At 68.7% G+C, this 23667-nt stretch carries 19 protein-coding genes and 1 riboswitch; of the genes, 5 read left to right on the top strand and 14 right to left on the bottom strand.

Annotated elements, in window-relative coordinates; all coding sequences use genetic code 11:
* Positions 1–2: 2 nt before the first annotated feature.
* Positions 3–1346, bottom strand: a complete 1344-nt coding sequence (locus tag AAHB17_RS21565) for a D-amino acid dehydrogenase (protein WP_342133016.1) — start codon at positions 1344–1346, stop codon at positions 3–5.
* A gap of 113 nt (positions 1347–1459) precedes the next feature.
* Here AAHB17_RS21565 and AAHB17_RS21560 point away from each other — a divergent pair, with 113 nt between their 5' ends.
* Together AAHB17_RS21560 and AAHB17_RS21555 are read left to right on the top strand one after the other, a co-directional pair.
* Positions 1460–2374 carry a LysR family transcriptional regulator ArgP gene (locus AAHB17_RS21560; protein ID WP_342133014.1) on the top strand — a complete coding sequence of 305 codons (915 nt, stop codon included), beginning with the start codon at positions 1460–1462 and terminating at the stop codon, positions 2372–2374.
* 104 nt (positions 2375–2478) lie between these two features.
* Complete coding sequence (locus AAHB17_RS21555; protein WP_342133012.1) at positions 2479–3117, top strand: TetR/AcrR family transcriptional regulator; 639 nt, start codon at positions 2479–2481, stop codon at positions 3115–3117.
* Here the strand turns inward: AAHB17_RS21555 and AAHB17_RS21550 are convergent, their stop codons facing one another.
* The 4 genes from AAHB17_RS21550 to AAHB17_RS21535 all read right to left on the bottom strand — a co-directional run bounded on the left by AAHB17_RS21550 (position 3118) and on the right by AAHB17_RS21535 (position 6727).
* The gene (locus tag AAHB17_RS21550) at positions 3118–4368 is read right to left on the bottom strand and encodes an HD-GYP domain-containing protein (protein ID WP_342133010.1); all 1251 of its coding nucleotides are present in this window, start codon (positions 4366–4368) and stop codon (positions 3118–3120) included.
* Positions 4369–4387: 19 nt separating this feature from the next.
* Complete coding sequence (locus AAHB17_RS21545; protein ID WP_342133008.1) at positions 4388–4810, bottom strand: universal stress protein; 423 nt, start codon at positions 4808–4810, stop codon at positions 4388–4390.
* Positions 4811–4901: 91 nt separating this feature from the next.
* Positions 4902–5744 (bottom strand): metallophosphoesterase, encoded by an 843-nt coding sequence (locus AAHB17_RS21540; protein ID WP_342133006.1) that lies wholly within the window; start codon positions 5742–5744, stop codon positions 4902–4904.
* Complete coding sequence (locus AAHB17_RS21535) at positions 5741–6727, bottom strand: LysR family transcriptional regulator (protein ID WP_342133005.1); 987 nt, start codon at positions 6725–6727, stop codon at positions 5741–5743. Before AAHB17_RS21535 ends, AAHB17_RS21540 begins: the two co-directional genes overlap by 4 nt.
* A gap of 102 nt (positions 6728–6829) precedes the next feature.
* Here AAHB17_RS21535 and AAHB17_RS21530 point away from each other — a divergent pair, with 102 nt between their 5' ends.
* Complete coding sequence (locus AAHB17_RS21530) at positions 6830–7351, top strand: hypothetical protein (protein WP_342133003.1); 522 nt, start codon at positions 6830–6832, stop codon at positions 7349–7351.
* Positions 7352–7430: 79 nt separating this feature from the next.
* Here AAHB17_RS21530 and AAHB17_RS21525 read toward each other — a convergent pair whose 3' ends face one another.
* The 4 genes from AAHB17_RS21525 to AAHB17_RS21510 all read right to left on the bottom strand — a co-directional run bounded on the left by AAHB17_RS21525 (position 7431) and on the right by AAHB17_RS21510 (position 13473).
* Positions 7431–9287: a phosphoenolpyruvate carboxykinase (GTP) gene (locus AAHB17_RS21525; protein ID WP_342133002.1), complete on the bottom strand. Its 1857-nt coding sequence runs from the start codon at positions 9285–9287 to the stop codon at positions 7431–7433.
* A 292-nt stretch (positions 9288–9579) separates the two neighbouring features.
* Entirely contained in the window at positions 9580–11310 is a 1731-nt protein-coding gene (locus AAHB17_RS21520; protein ID WP_342133001.1) for a methyl-accepting chemotaxis protein, read from the bottom strand.
* Between the two features lie 90 nt (positions 11311–11400).
* Positions 11401–11494: riboswitch (cyclic di-GMP riboswitch) on the bottom strand.
* A gap of 589 nt (positions 11495–12083) precedes the next feature.
* Positions 12084–12227, bottom strand: a complete 144-nt coding sequence (locus AAHB17_RS21515; RefSeq protein ID WP_342133000.1) for a hypothetical protein — start codon at positions 12225–12227, stop codon at positions 12084–12086.
* 46 nt (positions 12228–12273) lie between these two features.
* Positions 12274–13473 carry a threonine ammonia-lyase gene (locus tag AAHB17_RS21510; protein WP_342132999.1) on the bottom strand — a complete coding sequence of 400 codons (1200 nt, stop codon included), beginning with the start codon at positions 13471–13473 and terminating at the stop codon, positions 12274–12276.
* Between the two features lie 162 nt (positions 13474–13635).
* Between AAHB17_RS21510 and AAHB17_RS21505 the strand changes: the two genes are divergently transcribed.
* Positions 13636–16041, top strand: a complete 2406-nt coding sequence (locus AAHB17_RS21505) for an ATP-binding protein (protein WP_342132998.1) — start codon at positions 13636–13638, stop codon at positions 16039–16041.
* Here AAHB17_RS21505 and AAHB17_RS21500 read toward each other — a convergent pair.
* The 5 genes from AAHB17_RS21500 to hemB form a co-directional block, all read right to left on the bottom strand.
* Positions 15995–18109, bottom strand: a complete 2115-nt coding sequence (locus AAHB17_RS21500; protein WP_342132997.1) for a sensor histidine kinase — start codon at positions 18107–18109, stop codon at positions 15995–15997. The two genes, AAHB17_RS21505 and AAHB17_RS21500, sit on opposite strands and share 47 nt — an antisense overlap.
* A gap of 140 nt (positions 18110–18249) precedes the next feature.
* The gene (locus AAHB17_RS21495) at positions 18250–20226 is read right to left on the bottom strand and encodes a RecQ family ATP-dependent DNA helicase (RefSeq protein WP_342132996.1); all 1977 of its coding nucleotides are present in this window, start codon (positions 20224–20226) and stop codon (positions 18250–18252) included.
* Positions 20226–20636: a rhodanese-like domain-containing protein gene (locus AAHB17_RS21490; RefSeq protein ID WP_342132995.1), complete on the bottom strand. Its 411-nt coding sequence runs from the start codon at positions 20634–20636 to the stop codon at positions 20226–20228. The genes AAHB17_RS21495 and AAHB17_RS21490 overlap by 1 nt, the downstream gene beginning before the upstream one ends.
* The gene (locus tag AAHB17_RS21485; protein ID WP_342132994.1) at positions 20633–21739 is read right to left on the bottom strand and encodes a magnesium transporter CorA family protein; all 1107 of its coding nucleotides are present in this window, start codon (positions 21737–21739) and stop codon (positions 20633–20635) included. The genes AAHB17_RS21490 and AAHB17_RS21485 overlap by 4 nt, the downstream gene beginning before the upstream one ends.
* Positions 21740–21752: 13 nt before the next feature.
* Complete coding sequence (gene hemB, locus AAHB17_RS21480; RefSeq protein WP_342132993.1) at positions 21753–22775, bottom strand: porphobilinogen synthase; 1023 nt, start codon at positions 22773–22775, stop codon at positions 21753–21755.
* A 138-nt stretch (positions 22776–22913) separates the two neighbouring features.
* Here hemB and AAHB17_RS21475 point away from each other — a divergent pair.
* Positions 22914–23667: hypothetical protein (locus AAHB17_RS21475; RefSeq protein ID WP_342132991.1), on the top strand; the 754-nt coding region annotated here is incomplete at its 3' end.

The raw sequence follows: 23667 nt of genomic DNA, 5'->3' as shown, positions 1-23667 counted from the left end.
CCTCAGGCGGCGACGCTGTGTCGCTTCCAGTTGGTGCTGCCGCGGCCGGTGCCCGCGCCCATGCCATGGAAGTTGAAGTTCATGGCGGGGCGCTCGCCGCTGATGAGTTCGGCCAGCGCGCGGCCCGAGCCGGCGCCGTGGGTCCAGCCCAGGGTGCCGTGGCCGGCGTTGATCCACAGCTTGCCCACGGCCGTGCGGCCGATCAGCGGGATGTTGGTCGGTGTGGCCGGGCGCAGGCCGGTCCAGAATTGTGGGTTGCCGCCTTCTTCCGGCGTGCGGGTGTCGGCCACGCCGGGGAAAACTTCCTCGATGCGGCGCACCAGCATCTCGCAGCGCTTGCGCGCCAGCGGGGTGTCCAGCGACAGGTCGAAGCCGCCGAGTTCGATGGTGCCTGCCACGCGCAGCTGGTCGCCCAGGCGCGAAATGGCGATCTTCAGGCCGTCGTCGATCATGCTGACGCTGGGCGCCTGGTCGGGCTTGAGCAGCGGCAGCGTGGCGCTGTAGCCCTTGCCGGGGTAGATGGGCACGTGGACGCCCACGGTCTTCAGCAGGGGCGTGGTGTAGGAGCCGCAGGCCGCCACGAAGGCGTCGGCCAGCACGGTGCGGGCTTCGCCCGTCAGGCGGTCGCGCACGCGCACGCTCTGCATCTCGCCGCCGGCGGTGTTCAGGTGTTCGATGTCGTGGCCGAACAGCAGGCGTGCGCCTTTCTGGGCGCACAGGGCCGCCAGCTTCTGGGTGAAGACGCGGGCGTCGCCGTGTTCGTCGCTGGCGGTGTAGGTGCCGCCCACGATGCTGTCGCCGAAGGCGCGCAGGGCGGGTTCGATGTTCAGCAACTCGTCGCGATCGATCACGCGGCGCTTGACGCCGTGGCGGCGCATCACGTCGGCCGCGGCGGCGGCGCCGTCGAAGGACTTGCTGTCGGTGTAGTAGTGGGCGATGCCACGCTCCAGGCGCTGGTATTCGATGCCGGTGGCGGCCACCATGTCCTTGAGCGTGCCGTGGCTGAAGGCGCCCAGGGCCACCAGTTGGGCCACGTTGCGCTCGAAGGCGGCGTCGTTGCACTGGCCCAGGAACTGCAGGCCCCATTTCCACTGGTCCCAGTCCAGCTGCGGGCGGAACAGCAGCGGCGAGGTGGGCGAGAACATCCACTTGAGCGCCTTCAACGGCGCCTCGCGGTTGGCCCAGGGTTCGCAGTAGCTGACCGAGATCTGCGCCGCGTTGGCGAAGCTGGTCTCCAGCGCCGCATCGGGCTGGCGGTCGATCAGGGTGACGTCGTGGCCACGCTCCAGCAGGTGCCAGGCGGTGCTGACGCCGATGATGCCCGCGCCCAAAACAACCACTTGCATACCGTCCACCTTTGAAAAACTTGACAGATGTGCAGTATGGAAAAAACCCGCTTGAATTTGAAGCGAAATTAAACTAAATTGAAAAACATCAGATCAACTAATAGAGTGATGCCATGAGCACCTTCGATCCCGACGCTTTGGAATGCCTGGCCGCCATCATCGAGGAAGGCGGGTTCGAGCGTGCCGCGCAGCGCTTGTCCATCACCCAGTCGGCGGTGTCGCAGCGCCTGCGCGCGCTGGAGGCGCAGGTCGGCACCGTGTTGATCGTGCGCAGCCGGCCCTTGAAGGCCACCCAGGCCGGGCAGCTGCTGCTCAAGCACGCCAAGATGATGCGCCTGCTGCGCGCCGACCTGGAGCGCGATCTCAAGGAGCTGGCGCCCAGCTCCACCGGCGGTGGCCGCGACGAGGAACGCATCTCGGTGGCCATCAACGCCGACAGCATTGCCACGTGGGTGCTGGACGCCCTGACCCCGCTGGCCCGCAGCGGCCTGCCCATCGAGATCATCCACGACGACCAGGACTTCACCCAGGAGTGGCTGCGCGAGGGGCAGGTGCTGGGCTGCGTCACGTCCATCGGCCAGGCGCTGCGCGGCTGCAAGATGGATGCGCTGGGCACCATGGACTACGTGGCCGTGGCATCGCCCGCGTTTGCCGAGCGCCATCTGCCGGCTGGCCTGAACGCGCACAACTTCCATCAGATTCCCTTCATCACCTTCAACCGCAAGGACGACATGCAGCGCGAGTTCGTGGCGCGCGCCTTCGGCCTGCAGCGCGTGATCCTGCGGCAGTTCTACGTGCCCTCGTCCGAGGGCCAGGTGATGGCCGCGCTGCGGGGCTGGGGGGTCAGCGTGGTGCCCGAGCTGCTGGTGCGCGAGCGCCTGGCTGGCGGCGCGCTCATCAACGTGGCGCCCACCCATGCGCAGGGCGTCAAGCTCTACTGGCATTGCTGGAACCTGGCGTCGGAGGTGCTGGACAGCCTGAGCGTGGCGCTGCGGACCTCGGCCGGGACACGCTTGCGTCAGGCCTGACCGTTGGGCCGTGACTGCGCAGTCGCAATTCATCCGGTCAGTACAACATGTAGACTTCACCGTCGATTGGGTGCAGTATCCGCGTTGGAAGAAAAAGGTTTGTCATGTCGCCTGCCCTTGTGAAACCCGCCCCTGCCAAGCGCAGCTTTCGGGAGCAGATGCACCTCGCCCGCGAGGACGCCATCATCCAGGCCGTGAACCGCCTGCTGGCCGAAAAGGGCTTTGACGCGATGACGGTGGACGAGGTGGCCAACGAGGTGGGCATCGCCAAGGCCAGCCTCTACAAGCACTTTTCCAGCAAGGAAGACCTGGCCGCCGCCGCCATGGTGCGGGTGATGTTGCGGGCGGTGGCCTTTCTGGACCAGCTGGAGCAGGCGGACCCCGGGGCCCGGCCACTGGACCGGCTCAAGGCCGTGACACGCTGGACCATGGAGGTGCAGCTGGCCGGTGAGATGCCGTCGCTGCCGAGCGAGAACTCCAGCCTGCGGGGCGCCCTGATGGTCAACACCGCCTACATGGATGGGCTGATGAACGTGAGCGACCGGCTGGGCGCTTGGATCGAGGCCGCACAGGCCGACGGCAGTTTGAACCGGGCCTTGCCGCCGATCGCGGTGCTCTACACGCTGTTTGCCCGTGCCTGCGACCCGGTGCTGGGCTTCCTGCGCCAGAGTGGCAGCTACAGCGACACGCAGATCATCGAGCTGGTGATGAGCACCTGCTTCGAGGGCCTGGGCAGCCGCTGATCAAAACGCCGCCGACAGGCCGCCCGACCAGATGTCGGCCAGGTCGTGGAAGGCCCAGTGGGCCGGGTCTTCCCGGCTCAGGATCTGGACCTTGCAATTCGGCGCCGACAGGTCGATCTCCACCGGCGGGATGCGCTCCTCGTGGCGCACCGAATAAAAGGCCTTGACCACCGGCTTGAGCAGCGAGCTGGGCGACTGGTCGATCACCACCGCGAGCTTGGCCGAGTTGAGCATGACCAGCGAGCCCACCGGGTAGATGCCCAGGCTGCGCACAAAGGCCTGGAACACCCGCGCGTCGAAATGCCCGCCGGTCCACTTGGCCATGCGGCTGAGCGACTCGGCCGGGTCCCAGCCTGCCTTGTAGGGGCGCGTGGAGGTGATGGCGTCGTAGACGTCGCACACCGCGCCCATGCGGGCCACCAGGCTGATGCCTTCGCCGGCAAGCCGCTCCGGGTAACCCGCGCCGTCCATGCGCTCGTGGTGGTGCAGGCAGACGTCGAGCGCGGCGCCATCGTCCACCTGGCTGTCGCGCAGCATCTGCCAGCCCAGCCTCGGGTGGTCCTTGACCTGCGCGAACTCCTCATCGCTCAGGCGCCCGGGCTTGTTGAGCACCTCCATCGGCACCGCGGCTTTGCCGATGTCGTGCACCAGGCCGGCAAAGCCGGCGGCGCGGATCTCCTCCGGCGAGAGGTCGAGTTGCCGGCCCAGCGCCACCATGAGCGCGCACACCGCCACCGAATGCATGTAGGTGTAGTTGTCGGCGGTCTTGAGCCGGGCCAGGCTGATCAGCGCGTTGCTGTTGCGCAGCACCGAATCCGAGATGTCCTCGACCATCTGCCTGACCACGCCGGTGTCGATGGCACGGCCCATGCGGGCCTCGGCAAACATGCGTTCCGTTTCGTCGCGCGCGGCCAGGCAGATGCTGGCGGCGCGGGCCATTTCATCACGCAGCGCGCGCGGCGTCTGGCGTTGGCTGGAGGAGGGGGCGGCAGCGACGGGCGTGGTCGCACTGGCGGGCACCGCCACGGCCGCGGCGGCGTCGTTGCTCCCGGCGTGTGCCGGGGAGAGGTCGTCGCCCAGGGTGGTGTCGATCCACACGCCGGCCACGCCGCTGGACAGAACCCGCTGCAGGTCCTTGTGGTCTTCCAGCACAAAACGGCTGCGCCAGAAAGGATGGGCCATCCACGAGCCCTCGAAGCCGTGGATGTACATCCCCAAGCGCAGCTGGTTGGGGCGTATCTGCTTGAGCAAGGGCGCCCCCGATCGGCGTTCAGCGCACCAGCAGGACCGGCGTGCCGCAGTGCGCCATGACCTTGGTGGCGACCGAGCCCATGACCAGATTGCCCAGTGCGCTGTGGCCGTGTGAACCCATGACCACCATGTCGAACTTGCCGCTGTCGGCGGTCTTGGCGATCAGCTCCCCGGGGTGTCCGACCTTGCTGATGGTTTCGGCGTCGACGCCGTGGCGTTTGAGGAACTTGGTCACCGGGCCGAACACCTTGGCGGCTTCTTCATCGTGGTAGCTCTTGGCCACGTCGGCGCCCACGGCCGCGCGGGCACGCGGGGGCAGAGGCAGCTGCACGTTGAGCAGGGTGAACCGGTTGCCCGCGCCGAACATCTCGATGTGCGTGGCGAGGTAGGCCAGCATCTTCTTGGTGTAGGGGCTGCCGTCGACGGCGAGGAGAATCTTCATGGGGTCGGCTCCGTGTGCGGTTGGGTCGAAAAGGGACGCAGGTTTCGAGTGTACGGGTTTGCTTCCTTGCCGAATTGTGCTCCGTCAACCTTCATGCGGGTGCCGCCGAAGGCACTGGCAGCACCACACAGCCATGGGGGTCGAAGCTGGCCTGTTCGCCCTTGGTGGCGTAGCCCATGGGATTGGCCACCACGCGGCAACGACCGACCCGGTAGTCGTGCCGGCAATGCAGGTGGCCATGCAGCCACAGGTCGGCGTGGACCAGCAGCGGGTCGAGCGCGTTGCAGAAGCCGGCGGTGCCCGGCGTCAGCCCGTAGCGCGGATCGGCGCTGCGCAGGCTGGGGGCGAAATGGGTCACCGCCACGGTCTGTCCGTCGAAGGGCTGGTGCAGGGCGTCGGCCAGCCATTGCTGGCAGACCAGGCCCAGTTCGCGCATGGCAGCAGCATCGAACAGCTTGCCGGCGCGTCGCGTGTCCATGTGCCGCAGGTAGTGGTTGGCGGCGCGGAAGGCCTTCTCGCGGGCCTGGAGGGCGGCCGTGGGCGCCAGTCCCGTGGTCAGTGCATCGAAATCGCTCCACAGGGTGGTACCGACAAAACGCACGCCCTGGAACAGCCACTGCTCGCGCTCCAGCCAGACCAGGCCCAGCCGCTCGCAGGTGCGGCGCAAGGCTGCGTGGGTGTCGTCGAAGTCCAGCGCGTCGTATTCGTGGTTGCCGGGCACGAACACCACCGGCACGGGCCAGGCGCCGAACTGCGGCAGCGGCGAGAAATCCTGCAGGCCCCAGTCGGGCGCCGCCATGCGGCTGCCGTCCTTGTGTTGCTGGTAGGAGCCGATGTCGCCGGCCAGGACCAGCAGATCGGCGTCGGGCGCGGGCTCGATCCGGCAATCGGGGTGCGACTCCAGGTGCAGATCGCTGAGAAGCTGGATCCTCATGCTGGGCCTTGTGAAGCGGCCACGGCCGGTGCGTGGCGGGTGTTCTGGGCCGTGCGGCGCACGGCCTCGCGCAGCCAGCGGTGGGCGTTGCTGGCCTGGTGTTGGCGGTGCCACAGGGCATCGACGTGCACGGTGGGCACGTCCAGGGGCAGGTTGCGCCACACCAGCTGGTCGGCCACGCCGGTGCCGCCGATGAAGTGGCGCGGCAGGACGGTCAGCAGGTCGGAGGAGGCCACCACCAGGCCGGCGGTGAAGAATTGGTTGACGGTCAGCACCACGCGGCGCTTGCGCGAAACGGCGGTGAGCGCCTCGTCGACAAAACCGAAGGGCCGGCCCGAGAAGCTGACCAGCAGGTGGCGCGCGGCGCAGTAGTCGTCCAGGCTCAGCTGGCCCCGGGCCAGCGGGTGGTGCTTGCGCATCACGACCACGTATTCGCCGTCGTAGAGGCGCTCGACCATGAAGCGCGGGCTGCTTTCCTGCAGGTGCTGGGCCCCCAGCTCGGCCAGCACGCCCGGAAAGTGGCCGATGGCGAGATCGACCTCGCCCGACTCCAGCAGGCTGCGCGGATCGCGCGTGGTCAGCGGCAGCACCCGCAGCGTGACGCCCGGGGCCTCGCGCGCCAACACGTCCATCAGGCCCGGCACCACCTTGGCGGCGGTGGCGTCGGCCATGGTCAGCACAAAGGCGTTCTGTGCCAGCGCGGGGTCGAAATCGCCGGGCGCCAGGGCCTCGCGCAACTGGCGCAGTGCGTCGCGCACGCTGGGCCACAGCATCAGCGCGCGCGGTGTGGGTTCGACGCCATACCCCGAACGCTGCACCAGCTCGTCGCCCAGCAGCTCGCGCAGGCGGCGCAACGCGTTGCTCACGGCCGGCTGGGTCATGGCCAGGCGCTGGGCGGCGCGGGTCAGGTTGCGCTCGGCCATCACCTCGTCAAAAACACGCAGCAGGTTCAGGTCCAGGGTGCGGAAGTTGAGTTCATTCATTCTCTGGGTGAATGTAAGTCATCACAAGAATAAATTGGCAGATATTCAGGGTTTACCCTAGTATTCGTCCGTCCAAAAGACATTTTCTTCAAGGAGTTCGCCATGAGCACAGTTTTTTCACCTGCCCCTGCCTCGCTGGGTGTGAGCCCGATCGCCACCAGCCACGGGTCTGGCTCGCGCCGTGGCCGCAGCGGTTTTGACGGCGCCCGGGGCTTGGCCGCCTTGTTGCTGGCCGCCGTGGTGGCCGCGCTGGTGGTGGTCGCCGACCAGCTGATCGACACCTGGGCCGATGGCCATGTTTTCCTGGTCTGGGTGCTGCTGTGGGCCGTGGTGTTCGCCGCCACCCTGGTGTTCGCCGGCACTGCCCGCCGCATGGCGCAGCGCACCCTGCTGACCCTGAACGCCTGGTCCAAGGCCGCCGCGCAGCGCCGTGCCGAAGCCCGCATGTGGGAGATCGCCAAGAGCGACCCGCGCGTGATGTCGGAACTGGTCGCCGCCCGCCAGCGTGCCGATGACAGCGTCGAGACGCTGGCCCGCACCGAGATCCCGGACAGCGAGACAGCGCTCAAGCTGGCCAGCCGCCAAATGCCCTCGGGCTACCGCCGCGCGATGTTCTACATCTGAGCGCAGCGCGCTTCACGCACAAGAACAAAGGCCGCCGGGGCAACCCGGCGGCCTTTTGTTTGGGGGCGCGCCGTGCGCCTCAGATCGCGGCCAGGCGCTGCTCGATCTGCGCCTTGGTGGCTTGCAGTTCCTGGGGCAGGTGGTAGGCCAGCTGGGTGAACAGCTCGCTGTGCAGGGCCAGCTCGGCGTTCCAGTCGGCCTTGTCGATGTGGGTCACCGACTGGAATTGCTCGCGGCTGAAGTCCAGGCCGCTCCAGTTGATTTCCTCGTAGGTCGGGCCGACGCCGAACAGGTTGTCCTGGCCGGCCGCCTTGCCTTCGATGCGGTCCAGCATCCACTTGAGCACGCGCATGTTCTCGCCGTAGCCGGGCCAGACGAACTTGCCATCGGCGCCCTTGCGGAACCAGTTGACGCAGAAGATCTTGGGCAGGGTGTGGCCCAGGCTTTCCAGCTTGTGCTCCATGTCCAGCCAGTGCTGGAAGTAGTCGCTCATGTTGTAGCCGGCGAAGGGCAGCATGGCGAAGGGGTCGCGGCGCACCACGCCCTGGGCGCCAAAGGCGGCGGCGGTGGTCTCCGAACCCATGGTGGCGGCCATGTAGACGCCTTCCATCCAGGTGCGGGCCTCGGTCACCAGCGGCACGGTGGTGCTGCGGCGGCCGCCGAAGATGAAGGCGTCGATGGCCACACCGGCGGGGTCGTCCCAGGCCGGGTCGAGCGCGGGGTTGTTGGTGGCGGCCACGGTGAAGCGGGCGTTGGGGTGGGCGGCCTTGGCGCCGGTTTCCTTGGCCAGTTGCGGCGTCCAGTCCTTGCCCTGCCAGTCGATGGCGTGGGCCGGGGCCTCGCCCATGCCTTCCCACCACACATCGCCATCGTCGGTCAGCGCGACGTTGGTGAAGATCACGTCCTTGGTCAGGCTGGCCATGCAGTTGGGGTTGGTCAGCGTGTTGGTGCCGGGCGCGACGCCGAAGTAGCCGGCCTCGGGGTTGATGGCGTAGAGCTTGCCGTCGGCGTGGGGCTTGATCCAGGCGATGTCGTCACCGATGGTGGTCACGCTCCAGCCGTTGAGGCCGGCCGGCGGGATCAGCATGGCGAAGTTGGTCTTGCCGCAGGCGCTGGGGAAGGCCGCCGCCACGTGGTACTTCTTGCCCTCGGGCGAGGTCACGCCCAGGATCAGCATGTGCTCGGCCAGCCAGCCCTGGTCGCGGCCCATGGTGGAGGCGATGCGCAGCGCGAAGCACTTCTTGCCCAGCAGCGCGTTGCCGCCGTAGCCCGAACCGTAGGACCAGATCTCGCGCGTCTCGGGGTAGTGGACGATGTACTTGGTGGTCGGGTTGCAGGGCCAGGCCACGTCGGCCTGGCCTTCGGCCAGTGGGGCGCCCACGGTGTGCACGCAGGGCACGAACTCGCCGTCCACGCCCAGCACGTCGTACACCGCTTTGCCCATGCGGGTCATGATCTTCATGTTGACGGCCACGTAGGGGCTGTCGGAGAGTTCGATGCCGATGTGGGCGATGGGCGAGCCCAGCGGGCCCATGCTGAAGGGCACCACGTACATGGTGCGGCCCTTCATGCAGCCCTCAAACAGCGGCTGCAGCGTGGCGCGCATCTCGGCCGGGGCCTTCCAGTTGTTGGTCGGGCCGGCGTCTTCCTGCTTTTCAGAGCAGATGAAGGTGCGGTCTTCCACGCGGGCGACGTCGGACGGGTCGGAGCAGGCCAGGAAAGAGTTGGCGCGTTTGGCCGGGTTCAGGCGTTTCAGGGTGCCGCTGGCGACCATCTGCTCGCACAGGGCGTTGTATTCGGTCTCGCTGCCGTCACACCAGTGGATGCGCGCGGGCTGGCACAGCGCGGCCATGTCGGCCACCCAGGCGATCAGGCGGGCGTTCTTGACGTAGGCGGGCGCCTGGAGGTTCAGGCCCAGCATTGCGGGAGAGTTCATGAGGTCAGCTCCAAAGAAAAAAGCGGAATCTTGAAAGACGTCGCTTCAAACCATGGAGGGAGCGCCTGCGCATGACCGCAGGTTGAGACGTCTTTCAGTATCCCCTTCTCTGCAAAGGGACTGCGTCTCGGTCGGCGCCCGGAGGGCTGCGTGCTGGGTGCAGGTGCAGCGCGAAACTCCAAAACCTGTGGCCGGTAAGCCAGGGTTTTGGGCCGCGTGTCGGCCAAGGATGGGTATTTTATGAAAGCGGCGTGGCAGTTACCACCTGGTTACATGCAAAACCTGCATGACTTTATGTCATTTGGGTTGCCTGGGCGGTGCCGTGTTGCGGCAGCGCCGCCCGGGGCTGGCCGCGGGTGGGTGCGGCCTTGAGTGCCACTGGCGCGGGCGGCGCCTTGCGCTCCTGCGCCTGTTTCATGTCCCGGCGCAGGGCCACCGCGTCGGGCGCCGCGCTTGGTCCGTGGTCGATGCGGAACACCGCCACCGTCTCCGTCGTGTTCTGCGCCAGCCCCTGCAAGGACTGCGCCGACGCCGCGATCTCCTCCACCAGCGCCGCGTTCTGCTGCGTGATCGTGTCCAGCTGCGCCACCGCCGCGTTGATCTGCGAAATGCCCGACAGCTGCTCCGTGGCCGCGTTGCTGATCTCGTCGACCAGCTGGTTCACCCGCCGCACCCCTTCCACCGCCTCGGCCATGGTCTTGCGCGCCGCCTCGGTCTTGGTCTGCCCTGTTTCCACCTTGCCGGCCGAATCCTCGATCAGCGTCTTGACCTCCTTGGCCGCCGTGGACGTGCGCTGCGCCAGCGTGCGCACCTCGCTGGCCACCACCGCGAACCCGCGGCCCTGCTCGCCGGCCCGCGCTGCCTCCACCGCCGCGTTCAGCGCCAGGATGTTGGTCTGGAAGGCGATGCTGTCGATCACCTGGGTGATCTCGCTGATGCGCTGCGACGATTCCTGGATCGCCCGCATGGTGCTGCCCACCTCGTTGACCGCTTCGCTCCCCCGTTCGGCGATGCCACGCGCCTGCGCCGACAGCTCGCTGGCCTGGCGTGCGGACGCCGCCGACTGCCGCACCGTGCCGGTGATTTCCTCCATTGACGCCGCTGTCTGCTCCAGGTTGCTGGCCTGGGCCTCGGTGCGCTGGCTCAGATCGAGGTTGCCCTGCGCGATCTCGGAGGTGCCGATCACCATCTCGCCGCTTTGCTGGCGCGCGTCGCGCACGATGGAGCGCAGGTTCACGTTGAGTTGCCCCAGGGCCACCTGCAGGTCGCCCAGCTGATCGCTGCGGGTGTGCGCCACGGACTGGGTCAGATCGCCCGCGGCCATGCGGTTGGCCCCGGTGATCAGCCCGTCCAGCGGTCCCGTGATCAGCCCCCGCAGGTACCACCAGAAGCCCAGCAGCGCCAGCAGCTTGACCACCATGCCGATGCCGTTGGTCAGGGGCTCGGTGGGGGGCAGCACGACGTTGATGAACTGCGAGACGATGACCATGGCGATCAGCACCAGCAGCAGCTTGGCCGACAGGCTCAGGCGCAGCATCTCGCCGATGCGCCCGCCCAGCGTCTTCCTGACCAGGCGCCCGGCCTTCAGGGTGTGCACCGCCTGGCCGGCATCCTTTTCCGCACGCATGGTGGCGTACAGTTGCTCGGCGGCGTTGATCTGCTCGCGCGTGGCCTCGGTGCGCACCGACATGTAGCCCACCGGCAGGCCGTTCTCCAGCAGCGGCGTGGCGTTGGCCATGACCCAGTAGTGGTCGCCGTTCTTGCGCCGGTTTTTCACCGGCGCCGACCAGGGCCTTCCGCTGGCGATGGTCTGCCACATGTCCCGGTAGGCTTCCTCGGGCATGTCGGGGTGGCGCACGATGTTGTGGGGCTGGCCCAGCAGCTCCTCCTTGTCGTAGCCGCTGACCTCGATGAACATCGGGTTGCAGTACAGGATGCGCCCCTTGGTGTCCGTGGTGGATACCAGGGTCTGGCCCTTGGGAAAGGGGTATTCCTGGCCACTGACCGGCAAATTGATGCGCATGAAAGACTCCAGCGGTGAGCCTTGTCACAAACAGCCGACCCGGGATGTGCGCATGCTCCGGCGGCGTGAAACCGGCTCCTTTGACGAGAACCAGGCAACCCGGCCGCCCGCCCCGCCCAGTCAGACGGGGTGTGGACCCGAAGCTTTGCGACCACGGCTTTCACCGTGTATGCCAACTGCGAACAAGTCTGTCTTGCAGAACAAGGTTACCGCGGGGAAACAATTACCGCAAGGAACTTGCAATTTTTATCGTTTCATGCGCACCACAAGCCGGCCGCGTGCAACGGTGCCAGGGGCCGACCGCTGTCAGACGCCAGCTGTTTGACACATCCAATTTGATTGGCCCAAGGTATGAGGAAAGCCCGTCATCCGGTGTACCCCAGTGCGATCACCGCCTGTTGGCCGTGGTGCGCGCTGGCTGGCGGGTGAACCACGACAAGGCGGTTCGTCTCAAGAAGGAAAGGGCGGCCAGCCCGTCCACGTGTCGATCACGCCCACGACACGGGCGATTCCATGGTGTGCTGCGCCCACGCACAGCCCCGGCGCGCCGTTGCCCGGTGGGGGGCCGGACGTTGCGATCGCCTTCAAGCTGTCGCCCTCACAGCCCAGGCGCAGCCTCACTTGCTGGCCGAGGTCACCGCAGGCATGCCGGTGGGGCAAGAACCGGTGACGCTGGACAAAACCGCGCCCTCGACCGCGATCTGACCCACAAACACAGCGGCCGGGCACCCGAAGGTGGCCGGCCGCTGCGTGGGGGTGCCCCGGGGCGGTGTTCAGGCCATGAAGACGGCGATGAAGGCCAGCAGGAAAATCAGCACGGCGCCGGCCACGGGCAGCACCACCGGCATCAGCGGGGTGATGGCTTCGATCACGTCTTGGGGCTGGTTGTGCGAATCGTGAGGTGCGGGGTTCGACATGGCGTGCTTCCTGAGGGTTCGGGGGTTTGGCCGGGATTTTAGCGTGTCAGAGCACCGCGGCGTCGAAGCCGGCCGCCTGCAGGTGCTGCAGCACCTGGGCCACATGCTCGCGCCCGCGCGTTTGGAGCACCAGTTCGATCTCCACGCTCTGGGCCGCCAGCAGGGTGAAGGCGCGCTGGTGGTGCACCTCGTCGATGTTGGCGCCGGCCTCGGCCACCAGGGCGGCGATGCGCGCCAGGTTGCCCGGCACGTCGCGCGCGCTGACCTTGACGCGCACCAGCCGGCCGGCGCGCACCATGCCACGTTCGATGATGGAGGCCAGCAGCAGCGGGTCGATGTTGCCGCCGCACAGCACCAGCCCCACCTTCTTGCCGGCAAAACGCTGCGGGTGCTTGATCAGCGCCGCCAGGCCGGCGGCACCGGCGCCCTCGACCAGGGTCTTCTCGATCTCCAGCAGCATCACGATGGCCTGTTCGATGTCGCCTTCGTCCACCAGCAGCCAGTCGTCCACCCGCTGGTGCGCGATGGCCTGGTTGCGCTCACCCGGGCTGCCCACGGCGATGCCCTCGGCGATGGTGGTGGTGCCCTGAGGCAGGTGGGCGCCGGTCATGGCGTTGTACATGGCTGGGAAACGCTGGGTCTGCACGCCGACCACCTCGATGCCGGGTTTGAGCGCCTTGGCCGCGGTGGCGATGCCCCCGATCAGGCCGCCGCCGCCGACGGCGATCACCAGGGTGTCGAGGTCGGGCTGGGCGCGCATCATCTCCAGGCCCACCGTGCCCTGGCCGGCAATGATGGCGTCGTCGTCGTAGGGGTGGACAAACACCAGGCCCTCGCGCTCGGCCAACGCAAAGGCGTGGGCACGGGCCTCATCCAGCGAGTCGCCGTGCAGCAGCACCTCGGCGCCAAAGCCCCGCGTGCGCTCGACCTTGACGCCGGGCGTGAAGCGCGGCATCACGATCACCGCCCGCAGGCCCAGGCGCTGGGCGTGGTAGGCCACGCCCTGGGCGTGGTTGCCGGCCGACATGGCCACCACGCCGCGCGCACGCTCCTCGGGGCTCAGCTGGGCGAGCTTGTTGCAGGCGCCGCGTTCCTTGAACGAAGCGGTGTATTGCAGGTTCTCGAATTTGAGGAAGACCTGCGCGCCGGTCAGTTGCGACAGCGTGCGCGATTCCACGCAGGGTGTCAGCAGCACCTGGCCGGCCAGCCGCTGGGCAGCGGCTTCGATATCGGCGAGTTCGATCATGACCGTATTGTGGACCGGCCAAGGGCTGTTCGAACCCACACTTCCCCCCGCGTCCAAGCTGGGGTATGGTTCGCGTCAATGACAGGGGCACGCTGGCGCCAGGGCGCCGGCCGCAGAAGACCCGACACGTTCCGCGGTCAAGCTTGGCTGGAGGTGTTTCGGATGGTCAAACGTCTGGTGTCGTCGGCCGGCAAGCCGATGAGTCCATTGCGCAGCGCAGGCCGGGGCGATGGCCGCGCGCTGCTGCGCGCCTCGGGCGAGGCGCGGCTGGCCGGGGCGCGTGTGTTCGTGCCGCCCGAACTGCGCCAGGCGCCCGTGCTCGACCTGATGTGTTCCCATTTTGTGCTCACGCTGGCGGCACGCCAGGGCGCACGCTTCAACCTGCGGCGCGACCTCAACACCCTGCTCGCGCTGGCCGGGCGCCACCTGGTGTGGCCGCTGACCGTGCTGACTCGGCTGCGCGAATTCCTGGGCCGGCGCTGCCGCGACAACGAGTTGTGGGCCCACCACGCGGACCTGCCGCTGGCCGCCTTCATGGAGCGCTTTGGCGTCTGGCGCGGCCCCTACGAGGAAGGCACGCTGTTTTTCTATCTCGACGAATACGCCAAGGAATCGCCCAAGGACCTGCTCAGCGTGCTGGGGGTGACCGGCGACTGGCTGGCGCAGGCCCTGAAAAAGCAGTCCACCCTGGTGGAAAAAAACATCGACGCCCTGGCCGGCCTGCTGCAGCTCAACCGCGCCGAGCGCGCCCTGCTGCTCTATGGCACGCTGGCGCGCTACCAGCGCGACCTGCGCTCCATCCTGGTCGAGTTCAAGGTCAACAACGCGCCCGAGGCCTACGCCGCCATCGCCGATCTGGCCGGCGTTTCGCCGGCCGAGGTGGGCGAGGCGCTGCGCGCCGGCTCCCGGCTGGAGCGCATCGGCATGGTCGAGAACCTGATCTCCGAACACAACATCACCGATCTGGCCGACCTCATGAAGGTCAGCGAGAAGCTGCCGCCGGTGCTGATGCGCGAGTACCGCGACCAGAACGAGCTGATGGCGGTGTTCACCCGGCCGGCCGCGCGCAGCGCGCTGGGCGTGGTGGATTTCGACTTCGTGCGCGACGAGGTGCAGGTCCTGTGTGCCCTGCTGCGCGAGGCGGTGGCGCGCAAGGAGCCCGGCGTCAACGTGCTGCTCTACGGGCCGCCCGGCACCGGCAAGACCGAACTCGCGCGGGTGGTGGCGCACGCCGCCGGGCTGGAGCTGTTCGAGGTCGAGTACGCCGACCGCGACGGCCACTCGCTCAGCGGCCGTGACCGCTACCGCTCGCTGCAGATCGCCCAGGTCTTTCTCAAGGGCACGGCGCGTTCGGCGCTGTTGTTCGACGAGGTGGAAGACGTGTTCCCGCCCATCACCAGCGAGGCCGCGCAGCTGCTGGCGCGCGCCGAGCACGTGAGCCCCTCGCACAGCGCCAGCGTCAGTGGCAAGGCCTGGGTCAACCAGATCCTGGAGAGCAACCCGGTGCCCACGCTGTGGGTGACCAACCGCATCGAGCAGATCGATCCGGCCTTCCGGCGTCGTTTTGCCTACCACCTGGAGCTGACCTCGCCGCCGCCCGGCGCGCGCGAACAGCTGGTGCGCAAGACCCTGGACGGCGTGGACGTGTCGGACGCGCTGGTGGCGCGCCTGACCGAGCGCAAGGGCCTGACGCCGGCCCAGATACGCACGGCGGTGCGTTTTGCGCAGCTGGTGGGCAACGGCCAGCCGGCGCAGGCCGAGCTGCACACCGAGGCCCTGATCGAGCGCCAGCTGCGCCACGCGGACCACGCGCTGGGCCGCCGGGGCGACGCCGCCGGCCGCCCCTGCGTGACGCAGTACGACCTCGACATGCTCAACGTCGAGTCGCGCTTCGACATCCCGCGCATCATCGCCGCGCTCAAGGCGCGTGGCCACGGCACCCTGTGTTTCCACGGCGCGCCCGGCACCGGCAAGACCGCGCTGGCCGAACACATCGCGCGTGCGCTGGACCGCCCGCTGCTGATCAAGCAGGCCAGCGACCTGATGAGCAAGTTCGTGGGCGAGACCGAGCAGCAGATGGCCGCGATGTTTGCCGAGGCGGAGGCCGAGAAGGCGGTGCTGCTGCTCGACGAGGCCGACAGCTTTTTGCAGGACCGTCGGGGCGCCCAGCGCACCTACGAGGTGACCGAGGTCAACGAGATGCTGCAGGGCATGGAGCGCTTTCGCGGCATCTTCGTCTGCACCACCAACCTGCTCGACAGCCTGGACCAGGCGGCCTTGCGGCGCTTCACCTTCAAGATCCGCTTCATGCCCTTGGCGGCGGCACAGCGCGAGCGCATGTTCGCCGTCGAGGCCCTGGCGGGCGACGGCGCGGCACTGACCGAGGCCATGCGCGAGCGCCTGGGCCGCCTGAACGTGTTGTGCCCGGGCGATTTCGCCGCCGTCAAGCGCCAGGCCGACATCCTGGCCGCCGAACTCGATCCCGAGGAGTTCCTCGCTCAGCTCGAGGCGGAGCACCGCATCAAGCCTGAAGTGCGCGAGTCCCGACCGGTGGGTTTTCTGTCCTGAGTGGCGGCCACCGCTGCCCCAGCCGCGTGTGGCGCGTGGGCGGCGCGGCGGCGGGCAACACGACGATGAAACAGCTGCCCTGGCCGGGCGCCGCCATCGCATGCAGCTCGCCCTGGTGGCGGGACACCACCGTTCGCGCCACGAGCAGGCCGAGTCCCAGGCCCTGGCCGCCCCGTTGGCCGACGCCGGCCGGCGGCCGTGGACGCATCCAGGTGTGGCTGTCCAGCGCCGCCACCAGGGCGCTCAGCTGGTCGGGCTCCATGCCGGGGCCCCGGTCCCGCACCGACCACGCCACCTGCCGCGCGTCGGCGTCGTGCGCCACGCACACCTCGACCGTGTCGCCTTCCTTGCTGTGACGCACGGCGTTGCCCAGCATGTTGACCAGGGCCCTCGTCAACAGCTCCGGATCGCCCAACACCAGGCCTTGTCCGTCGTCCGCCCCCCGGTGCACGATCGTCACCTGCTGCGCCTGGGCCTGGGGCCAGCAACGGTCCACCGCTTCCACCGTGAGGCTGCCCAGCGAGCAGGGCTGCAGCTTGAGGTGGTCCGATTCGGCGCGCAGCAGGTCCACGAAACCCTCGGCCAGTCGCAGGGTGCGGTCCACCTGGACCCGCACGCCGGAAAAAAGGCGCTCGTTGCTCATGCCCTCAACGCCGTTTTCGTGCAGCTCCAGCAGGCTCAGGATATTGGACTGCGGCGCCCGCAGGTCGTGCGACAGGAAGGCCAGCCAGCGGTCGCGCTGCTGCTGCATGCGCCGCTGGATCTGGTGCTGTGCTTCCAGCCGTCCCAGTGTGTCATCGAGCACCTCCACCTGGGGTCTGGCCTGGCCGAGGCGCCGTCGCGAGGGCGCGGCGGGCGGCACGGCGGCGCGTGGGTCCCGCTCGCCAGGCGCCTGCGCCAGCACCGCCTCCAGCCGTTCGATGCGGCGCTTGAACACCTGGCCCAGGGCCACCCCACGGCGCCAGTTCCACAGCAGTTGAAAGAGCAGCAGGCCGGCCAGTGGCGTGGCAACGGGCAGCCACAGGCGGTGCGCCGCCAGCGCGTAGCCGCTGGCGCCCACCGTCAGGGCCCCCAGGCCGGTCAGCAGTGGCGCCAGGCGCTCGGGCCAGCGCCGCGTCAGCCACAGGGCCGCCCACAAGGGCACCGCCACCCACAGCCAGTGCCAGACCGGGCCCACGGGGCGCACCCAGCGTTGCCGCGCCAGGTTGTCCACCACCTGCGCCAGGGCGTCGGTGGGGGTCAGTGTCTGTATGGAGGTGCCCACCCGCACCAGCCAGGGAGGCAGGGCGGCGCCGCTGAAGCGGGGGCCGGCGACCACCAGCTTGTCCCGCAGCGCTGGTGCCGGGTGCTGCCCCAGCAGCAGGCCGGCGTAGGACAGCGTGGGGTAGCCCGCTTCGGCGCCGGTCCGCCAGCGCAGGTCGATGTGTTCGGGCCAGTGTTCGGGCGGCGTGCCCAGGCCCAACGCGTCCACGGCGGGGTGCTGTTCCAGGCCCTGGGCGGTGTGTCGCCAGGGGCGGATGCCGCGGGTGAGGCCATCGCGGTCGATGTCGCTCCACGCCGGGCGCCCGGCGGGCGTTGGGGAATGGAGCAGGTGAATGGGGGCGCCACCTGCGTCCATGCGGGCGCGGGCGATGTGCCGCAGCCCCTCCACCTCGCTGGCGTTCAGCGGACCGGTGTCCAGCAGCACGGCGCGCGGTGGTTGGTCGCGCAGGTGGTCCAGCAGCTCTCGGTAGCGCATGGACAGTGCCGCGCAGTGGGTCCGGTTGGGCGGGCAGGGGTCGTCCATCGAGACCACCACGATGTCCTGCCCCGCCGGGTGGCTGCCCTGCGCCAGCATCAGGTCGTGCACCAACGCATCGGCATGCCAGAGCCCGTCGCGTGCCGACAGCCACACGAGCACCCAAGGCAGCAGCGCCACCATCACCAGGCATTCGTAGAAAAAACGGCGCACCGGGCTCAAACGCATGGCGTCCGACGCGCGCCGGCGTAGCCCGTGATCGGATGCAGCGGACGCCCGTTCGGCGTGGCGGTCCGTCGCCGCCGTGTCGACGGCGGAATTTTTCTTCATTCCTCTCCCCTTGCCTGCAGCTCACCCAGGCGGGTGTCGGCGGTGACCCGGCGCGACCCCGTCAGGGTGGTTGCATGACCTCATTTTGCAACATCTGCGGCCATCTGCCCGCGAATGTTGGCCTGGACTCTGGCGTGGGGTCAGGCGGCTGCCTGACTGGCCTGCACCACGCGCAAGACCTCGGCACCATAGGCCTGCAGCTTCTTCGCGCCCAGGCCGCTGATGCCGTCGAGGTCGCCCAGTTGTTGGGGTTGCCGTTCGGCGATGGCGCGCAGGGTGGCGTCGTGGAAGATCACGTAGGCCGGCAGGTTGTGCTCGCGCGCCACTTCGGCCCGCCAGGCCTTGAGCGCGGCCAGGCAGTCGCGCCCTGCCAGGGTGAGCGGGGGGCCGCTGTCCAGGCGCTGCGCCTTGGTCTTGCGCCGCGACGTGGGCTCGTCGGTGGACGTTTTCACCCGCACGGTGGCCTCGCCCTTGAGGATGGGCTTGGCGGCATCCGTCAGGCGCAGGGTGTTGTAGTGCTCGGCATCCACCCACACCGCCTCGCGCGCGATCAGCTGGCGCAGCAGGCCGCGCCACTGGGTCTCGCTCCACTCGGCCCCGATGCCGAAGGTGCTCAGGGACTGGTGGCCATGCTGCGCCACTTTTTCGGTCGCCTTGCCGCGCAGGATGTCCATGATGTGGCCGGCGCCGAAGGCGGTGCCGCTGGCCTGCTGGACGCGGTAGATGCACGAGAGCAGCTTGCGGGCGGCGTCGGTGGCGTCCGTGGTCTCGGGCGGGTGCAGGCAGTTGTCGCAATTCCCGCACCGAACCCCCACGCTCGGCACGTCGTGTCCTCGCTGCCCCCCAAGGGGGTGCGTTTCGCCTTGGGGCGGCCCGGCGGCGAAACCCGCAGGGCCTGTGTACTGTTCGCCGAAATACTGCAGCAGCTGCACGCGCCGGCATTCGGTCGATTCGGCCAGGGTCAGCAGGGCGTCGAGCTTGGTGCGCAGCACCTGCTTGAAGGCGTCGGCGGCAGGGCTCTCGTCGATCATGCGGCGCTGGTTCACCACGTCCTGCAGGCCGTAGAGCATCCAGGCGTTGGCCGGCTCGCCGTCGCGCCCGGCGCGACCGGTCTCTTGGTAGTAGCCCTCGATGTTCTTGGGACTGTCCAGGTGGGCCACGAAACGCACGTCGGGCTTGTCGATGCCCATGCCGAAGGCGATGGTGGCGACCATGATCACGCCCTCTTCGCGCAGGAAGCGGTTCTGGTGGTCCTGGCGCACCGGGCCATCGAGACCGGCGTGGTAGGGCAGGGCCTTGAGGCCGGCCTCCACCAGCTTCTGCGCCACCTCCTCCACCCGCTTGCGCGACTGGCAGTAGACGATGCCGGCGTCGTGCCCGCTCGCGCCGCTGTGCTCGCGTTCGATGAAACGCAGCAGCTGGGTGAAGCCGTCCTTCTTCTCGACGATGGCGTAGCGGATGTTGGGTCGGTCGAAGCTGCTGACGAAGGTGCGCGCGTCCTCGAGCTGCAGGTGCAGCACCATGTCCTCGCGCGTGGGCGCGTCGGCGGTGGCCGTGAGGGCCACGCGCGGCACGCCCGGGTAGCGCTCGTGCAGCAGCGACAGGGCCCGGTACTCGGGCCGGAAATCGTGGCCCCACTGGCTCACGCAGTGCGCCTCGTCGATGGCGAACAGGCTCAGCTGGTGGCGCTGGTGCAGGGTGTCCAGCAGGGCCAGGAAACGCGGCGTGTTCAGGCGTTCGGGCGCGGCGTAGAGCAGGGTGATCTCGCCCTGCAGCAGGCGGCGCTCGATCTGCGCGGCGGCCTCGCCGCTGAGGCTGGAGTTGAGGAACTCGGCATCCACGCCAGCCTCGTGCAGCGCGCCCACCTGGTCGTGCATCAGCGCGATCAGCGGGGACACCACCACCGCGACACCGTGGCCGGCGCGCGCGCGGGCGATGGCCGGCACCTGGTAGCACAGGCTCTTGCCGCCGCCGGTGGGCATGAGCACCAGGGCGTCGCCGCCGGCACACACGTGCTCGATGATGGCCTGCTGCTGTCCGCGGAAGGCGTCATAGCCGAACACTTCGCGCAGGATGCCGTGCGCGGCCAGCGCCGGGCTGGCCAGGGACTGAAGCACTACATCTGCTCCCACGGCAAGCCGTCGAAGCGCCAGCCGTTGAGCGTGGAGCGCTGGAAATGGTCGTTGAGCTCACCCTCGAAGCCGTGCAGCACGTTGACCACGTCGGAGAAGCCGGCCGCTTCCAGCGCGCGCGCCGCGTCCACCGTGCGTTTGCCGCTGCGGCAGATCAGCAGCAGGGTGTGGTCCTTGCCACCGGCTTCTTCCTCGACCAGGCGCACGAAGCGCCGCGGGTCGGGCTGGAGGTCGGGGTACTCGTACCAGGGAATGTTGACGACCCCGGGCGGGCGGCCCACATAGAGCGATTCGATCTCCATGCGCACGTCCACGAACAGCGGCATGTTGTCCGGTGTCTCGGTGCGGCGTTGCTGGAGCAGCGCCCAGGCTTCGGTCGGCAACAGGTGCTTCATGGGCCTTTATTGTCGCCGCTGCGCTCGCTGCTGCGTTCCAGGTAGCGTTTGCGCCAGAACACCAGCACCAGGGCCACCGCCACCGTGCCCATGGCGGCCAGGGCCCACCAAAAGCCACGCTGGCTGTGCAGCAGCGGGATGGAGTCGAAGTTCATGCCGAAGATGCCGGTGATCAGGTTCAGCGGCAGGAAGATGGCGGTCAGCACGGTGAGCGTGCGCATGATGTCGTTGGTGCGGTTGCCCTGCACGCTGAAGTGCATCTGCACCGTGGTCTCGGCGTTGTGTTCGAGCCGGCGCACGTGGTGCACCACACGCTCGATGTGCTCGATCACGTCGCGGGCGCGCAGCTTGAGCATCTCCTGCTCGCGCTTGGCGCCCTTGTCGGTGGCGGGCTCCATGCCGGTCATCCAGGCCTGGATGGCGTTGCGCTGGTCTTCGCAGATCTCGTCGAGCTGGTGCAGGGCCATGCGCGCCTGCAGCAGCCGGTCCCACTGGCTGAAGCGGGTGCGCGGGTGCAGCAACTCGGTCTGCCAGTGGTCGAGCTGGCGGCTGAGTTCGCGCCGCAGATCGAGGTAGGCGTCGACCATCAGGCTGGTCAGGCGCAGCATCAGCTCGGCCGCGTTGGCCGGCAGACTGCGCGCCAGGGCCGGGCGGTGGTCGGCGCCGCCGGCCGCCAGCAGGCGGGTCGCGTGTTGTGCCAGCACGCCGCAACCCGTGGGGTGCACGCTGAGCAGCAGGCGGTCGAAGAGGGCAAAACCGACCGGGCTGGTGTCGATGCGGCGCAACACCGGCGGGCCGCCCCGTTGTCCGCTTTGCGACGGCGGGGCCGTGGTGCCGGCTGTCGCCAGGCGCCGGAACACCAGCAGATCGTAGCTGTCGGTGTAGTCGTAGCGCGAGGGCAGGTGGGCGTTGATCAGGTCGGAGATGTGCAGGTCGACCAGGGTGATGCCGGTCAGGGTCAGCACGCGCTGCTGCCAGCCGCTGGTGTCGGCCTCCAGCTCGGCGCGATCCAGCGCGAGCCAGAGAAAACCGTGTTCGGGGAGGGTGGTCGGGCAACTGCCCAGTTCCTGGGCGCCACCGGGGCCGACGCTGAAGACCCGCATCGCGTGGTCCCGTTCAGCCCTGGCGCAGCAGGCGGGCGGCGTCGCGGGCGAAATAGGTCAGCACGCCGTCGGCACCGGCGCGCTTGAAGGCCAGCAGGCTCTCCATCATGACCGCGTCGTGGTCCAGCCAGCCGTTCTGGGCGGCGGCCTTGAGCATGGCGTATTCGCCGCTGACCTGGTAGGCGAAGGTGGGCATGCCGAACTGGTCCTTCACGCGGCGCACCACGTCCAGGTAGGGCATGCCGGGCTTGACCATCACCATGTCGGCGCCTTCGGCGATGTCCAGCGCCACCTCGCGCAGGGCCTCGTTGGTGTTGCCGGGGTCCATCTGGTAGACCTTCTTGTCGGCCTTGCCCAGGTTGGCGGCCGAGCCCACGGCGTCGCGGAAGGGGCCATAGAAGGCGCTCGCGTACTTGGCGCTGTAGGCCATGATGCGGGTGTGGATGTGGCCGGCGGCTTCCAGCGCGGTGCGGATGGCGCCCACCCGGCCGTCCATCATGTCGCTGGGCGCCACGATGTCCACGCCGGCCGCGGCCTGGGTCAGCGCCTGTTGCACCAGCACCGCCACCGTGGTGTCGTTGACGATGTAGTTGTGTTCGTCCAGCAGGCCGTCCTGGCCGTGGCTGGTGTAGGGGTCCAGCGCCACGTCGGTCATCACGCCCAGTTGCGGGAAGCAGCTTTTCAGTTCGCGCACCACGCGCGGGATCAGGCCGTCGGGGTTGCTGGCTTCCCGGCCATCCGGTGTCTTGAGACTGGGGTCGATCACCGGGAACAGCGCCATCACCGGGATGCCCAGGGACACACAGTCCTCGGCCACCGGCAGCAGCAGATCCAGGCTCAGGCGCTCCACGCCCGGCATCGAGGCCACGGCCTCGCGGCGGTTCGCGCCGTCCAGCACGAACACCGGGTAGATCAGGTCGTGTGACGTCAGCGCGTGTTCGCGCACCAGGTTGCGCGTGAAGGCGTCGCGGCGCAGGCGGCGCGGGCGGGCGGCGGGAAAGGCGGCCGACAGGGAGGACAGTGGCGGGGTGTTCATGCCGGTATTGTGGCAAATGTGCCCACCAAGGCCCGAAGACGGGCTGGTTGCGCCGGCGGTGCCGCGTTACACTGTTTTACTGCCCAGACCGCGCCGTGCGCCCGCGCGGCCAGCCCACGGGCGCCCCACCCTAGAGCCATGGTCACTTCCTCGCCAGACTCCGTTTCCCCCCCACAACCCTCGGTCAGCGTCAGCCCGACCGACAACTGGCGCATGGCCGAGCACTGGCCGGAGCTGGTGGCGGCCCTGACGGACCAGTCGATCGAAACCGTCTCCGCGCTGATCCGCGGGTTGGACCTGCTGGTGTCCAAGGGCCGCTTGTCGCCCGCCGAGTACAAGGTGCTGGCCATGCCGGCCGAGCGCCTCAAGCACTGTGGCATCAGCGCCCAGCAGATCGTGCGCTTCCAGAGCGGGCGGGTGCGCCAGTCGCACGAGAAGATCGACCTGGCCTACCTGCTCGAATGTGTGCTGCAGGAACGCAAGGCCGAGATGGCCATGCTCGGCGTGAGCCTGCGCCGCCGCCTCAAGGCGGTGGACATCCTGATCGACCCCACGCTGGGTTTCAGCCTGACCAATGCCATGCTCGACTGGGCACTGCCCTTCGGCTACCGCATCGACTGGCGGCTGGAAACCGCCAACGGCCAGGCCCGCCTGTGGATGAAGGTCCACGCCGGCGACCGGACGGTGCCGGCCAGCGCGGTGGCCGAGGACAACATCCATTGGCTGCTGCTGAGCCAGATCGCCGCGTCCGACGGCGCGGTCCGCCTGGAGCGCACGGCGGCCAGCGACGGCGTCGAGCTGACGGCGCTGTTCCGGCGCACCGTGCAGGTGGCCGAGGCCGATGCCCTGGCGGCGGCCTCGGCCGCGCCCGCCGCCGGCGCCGCCGGGGGCA

This window comes from Hydrogenophaga sp. OTU3427, from assembly GCF_038440225.1.
In the GTDB taxonomy this organism is placed as follows: domain Bacteria; phylum Pseudomonadota; class Gammaproteobacteria; order Burkholderiales; family Burkholderiaceae_C; genus Hydrogenophaga.
This window is presented reverse-complemented; position numbering and strand designations above follow the sequence as displayed.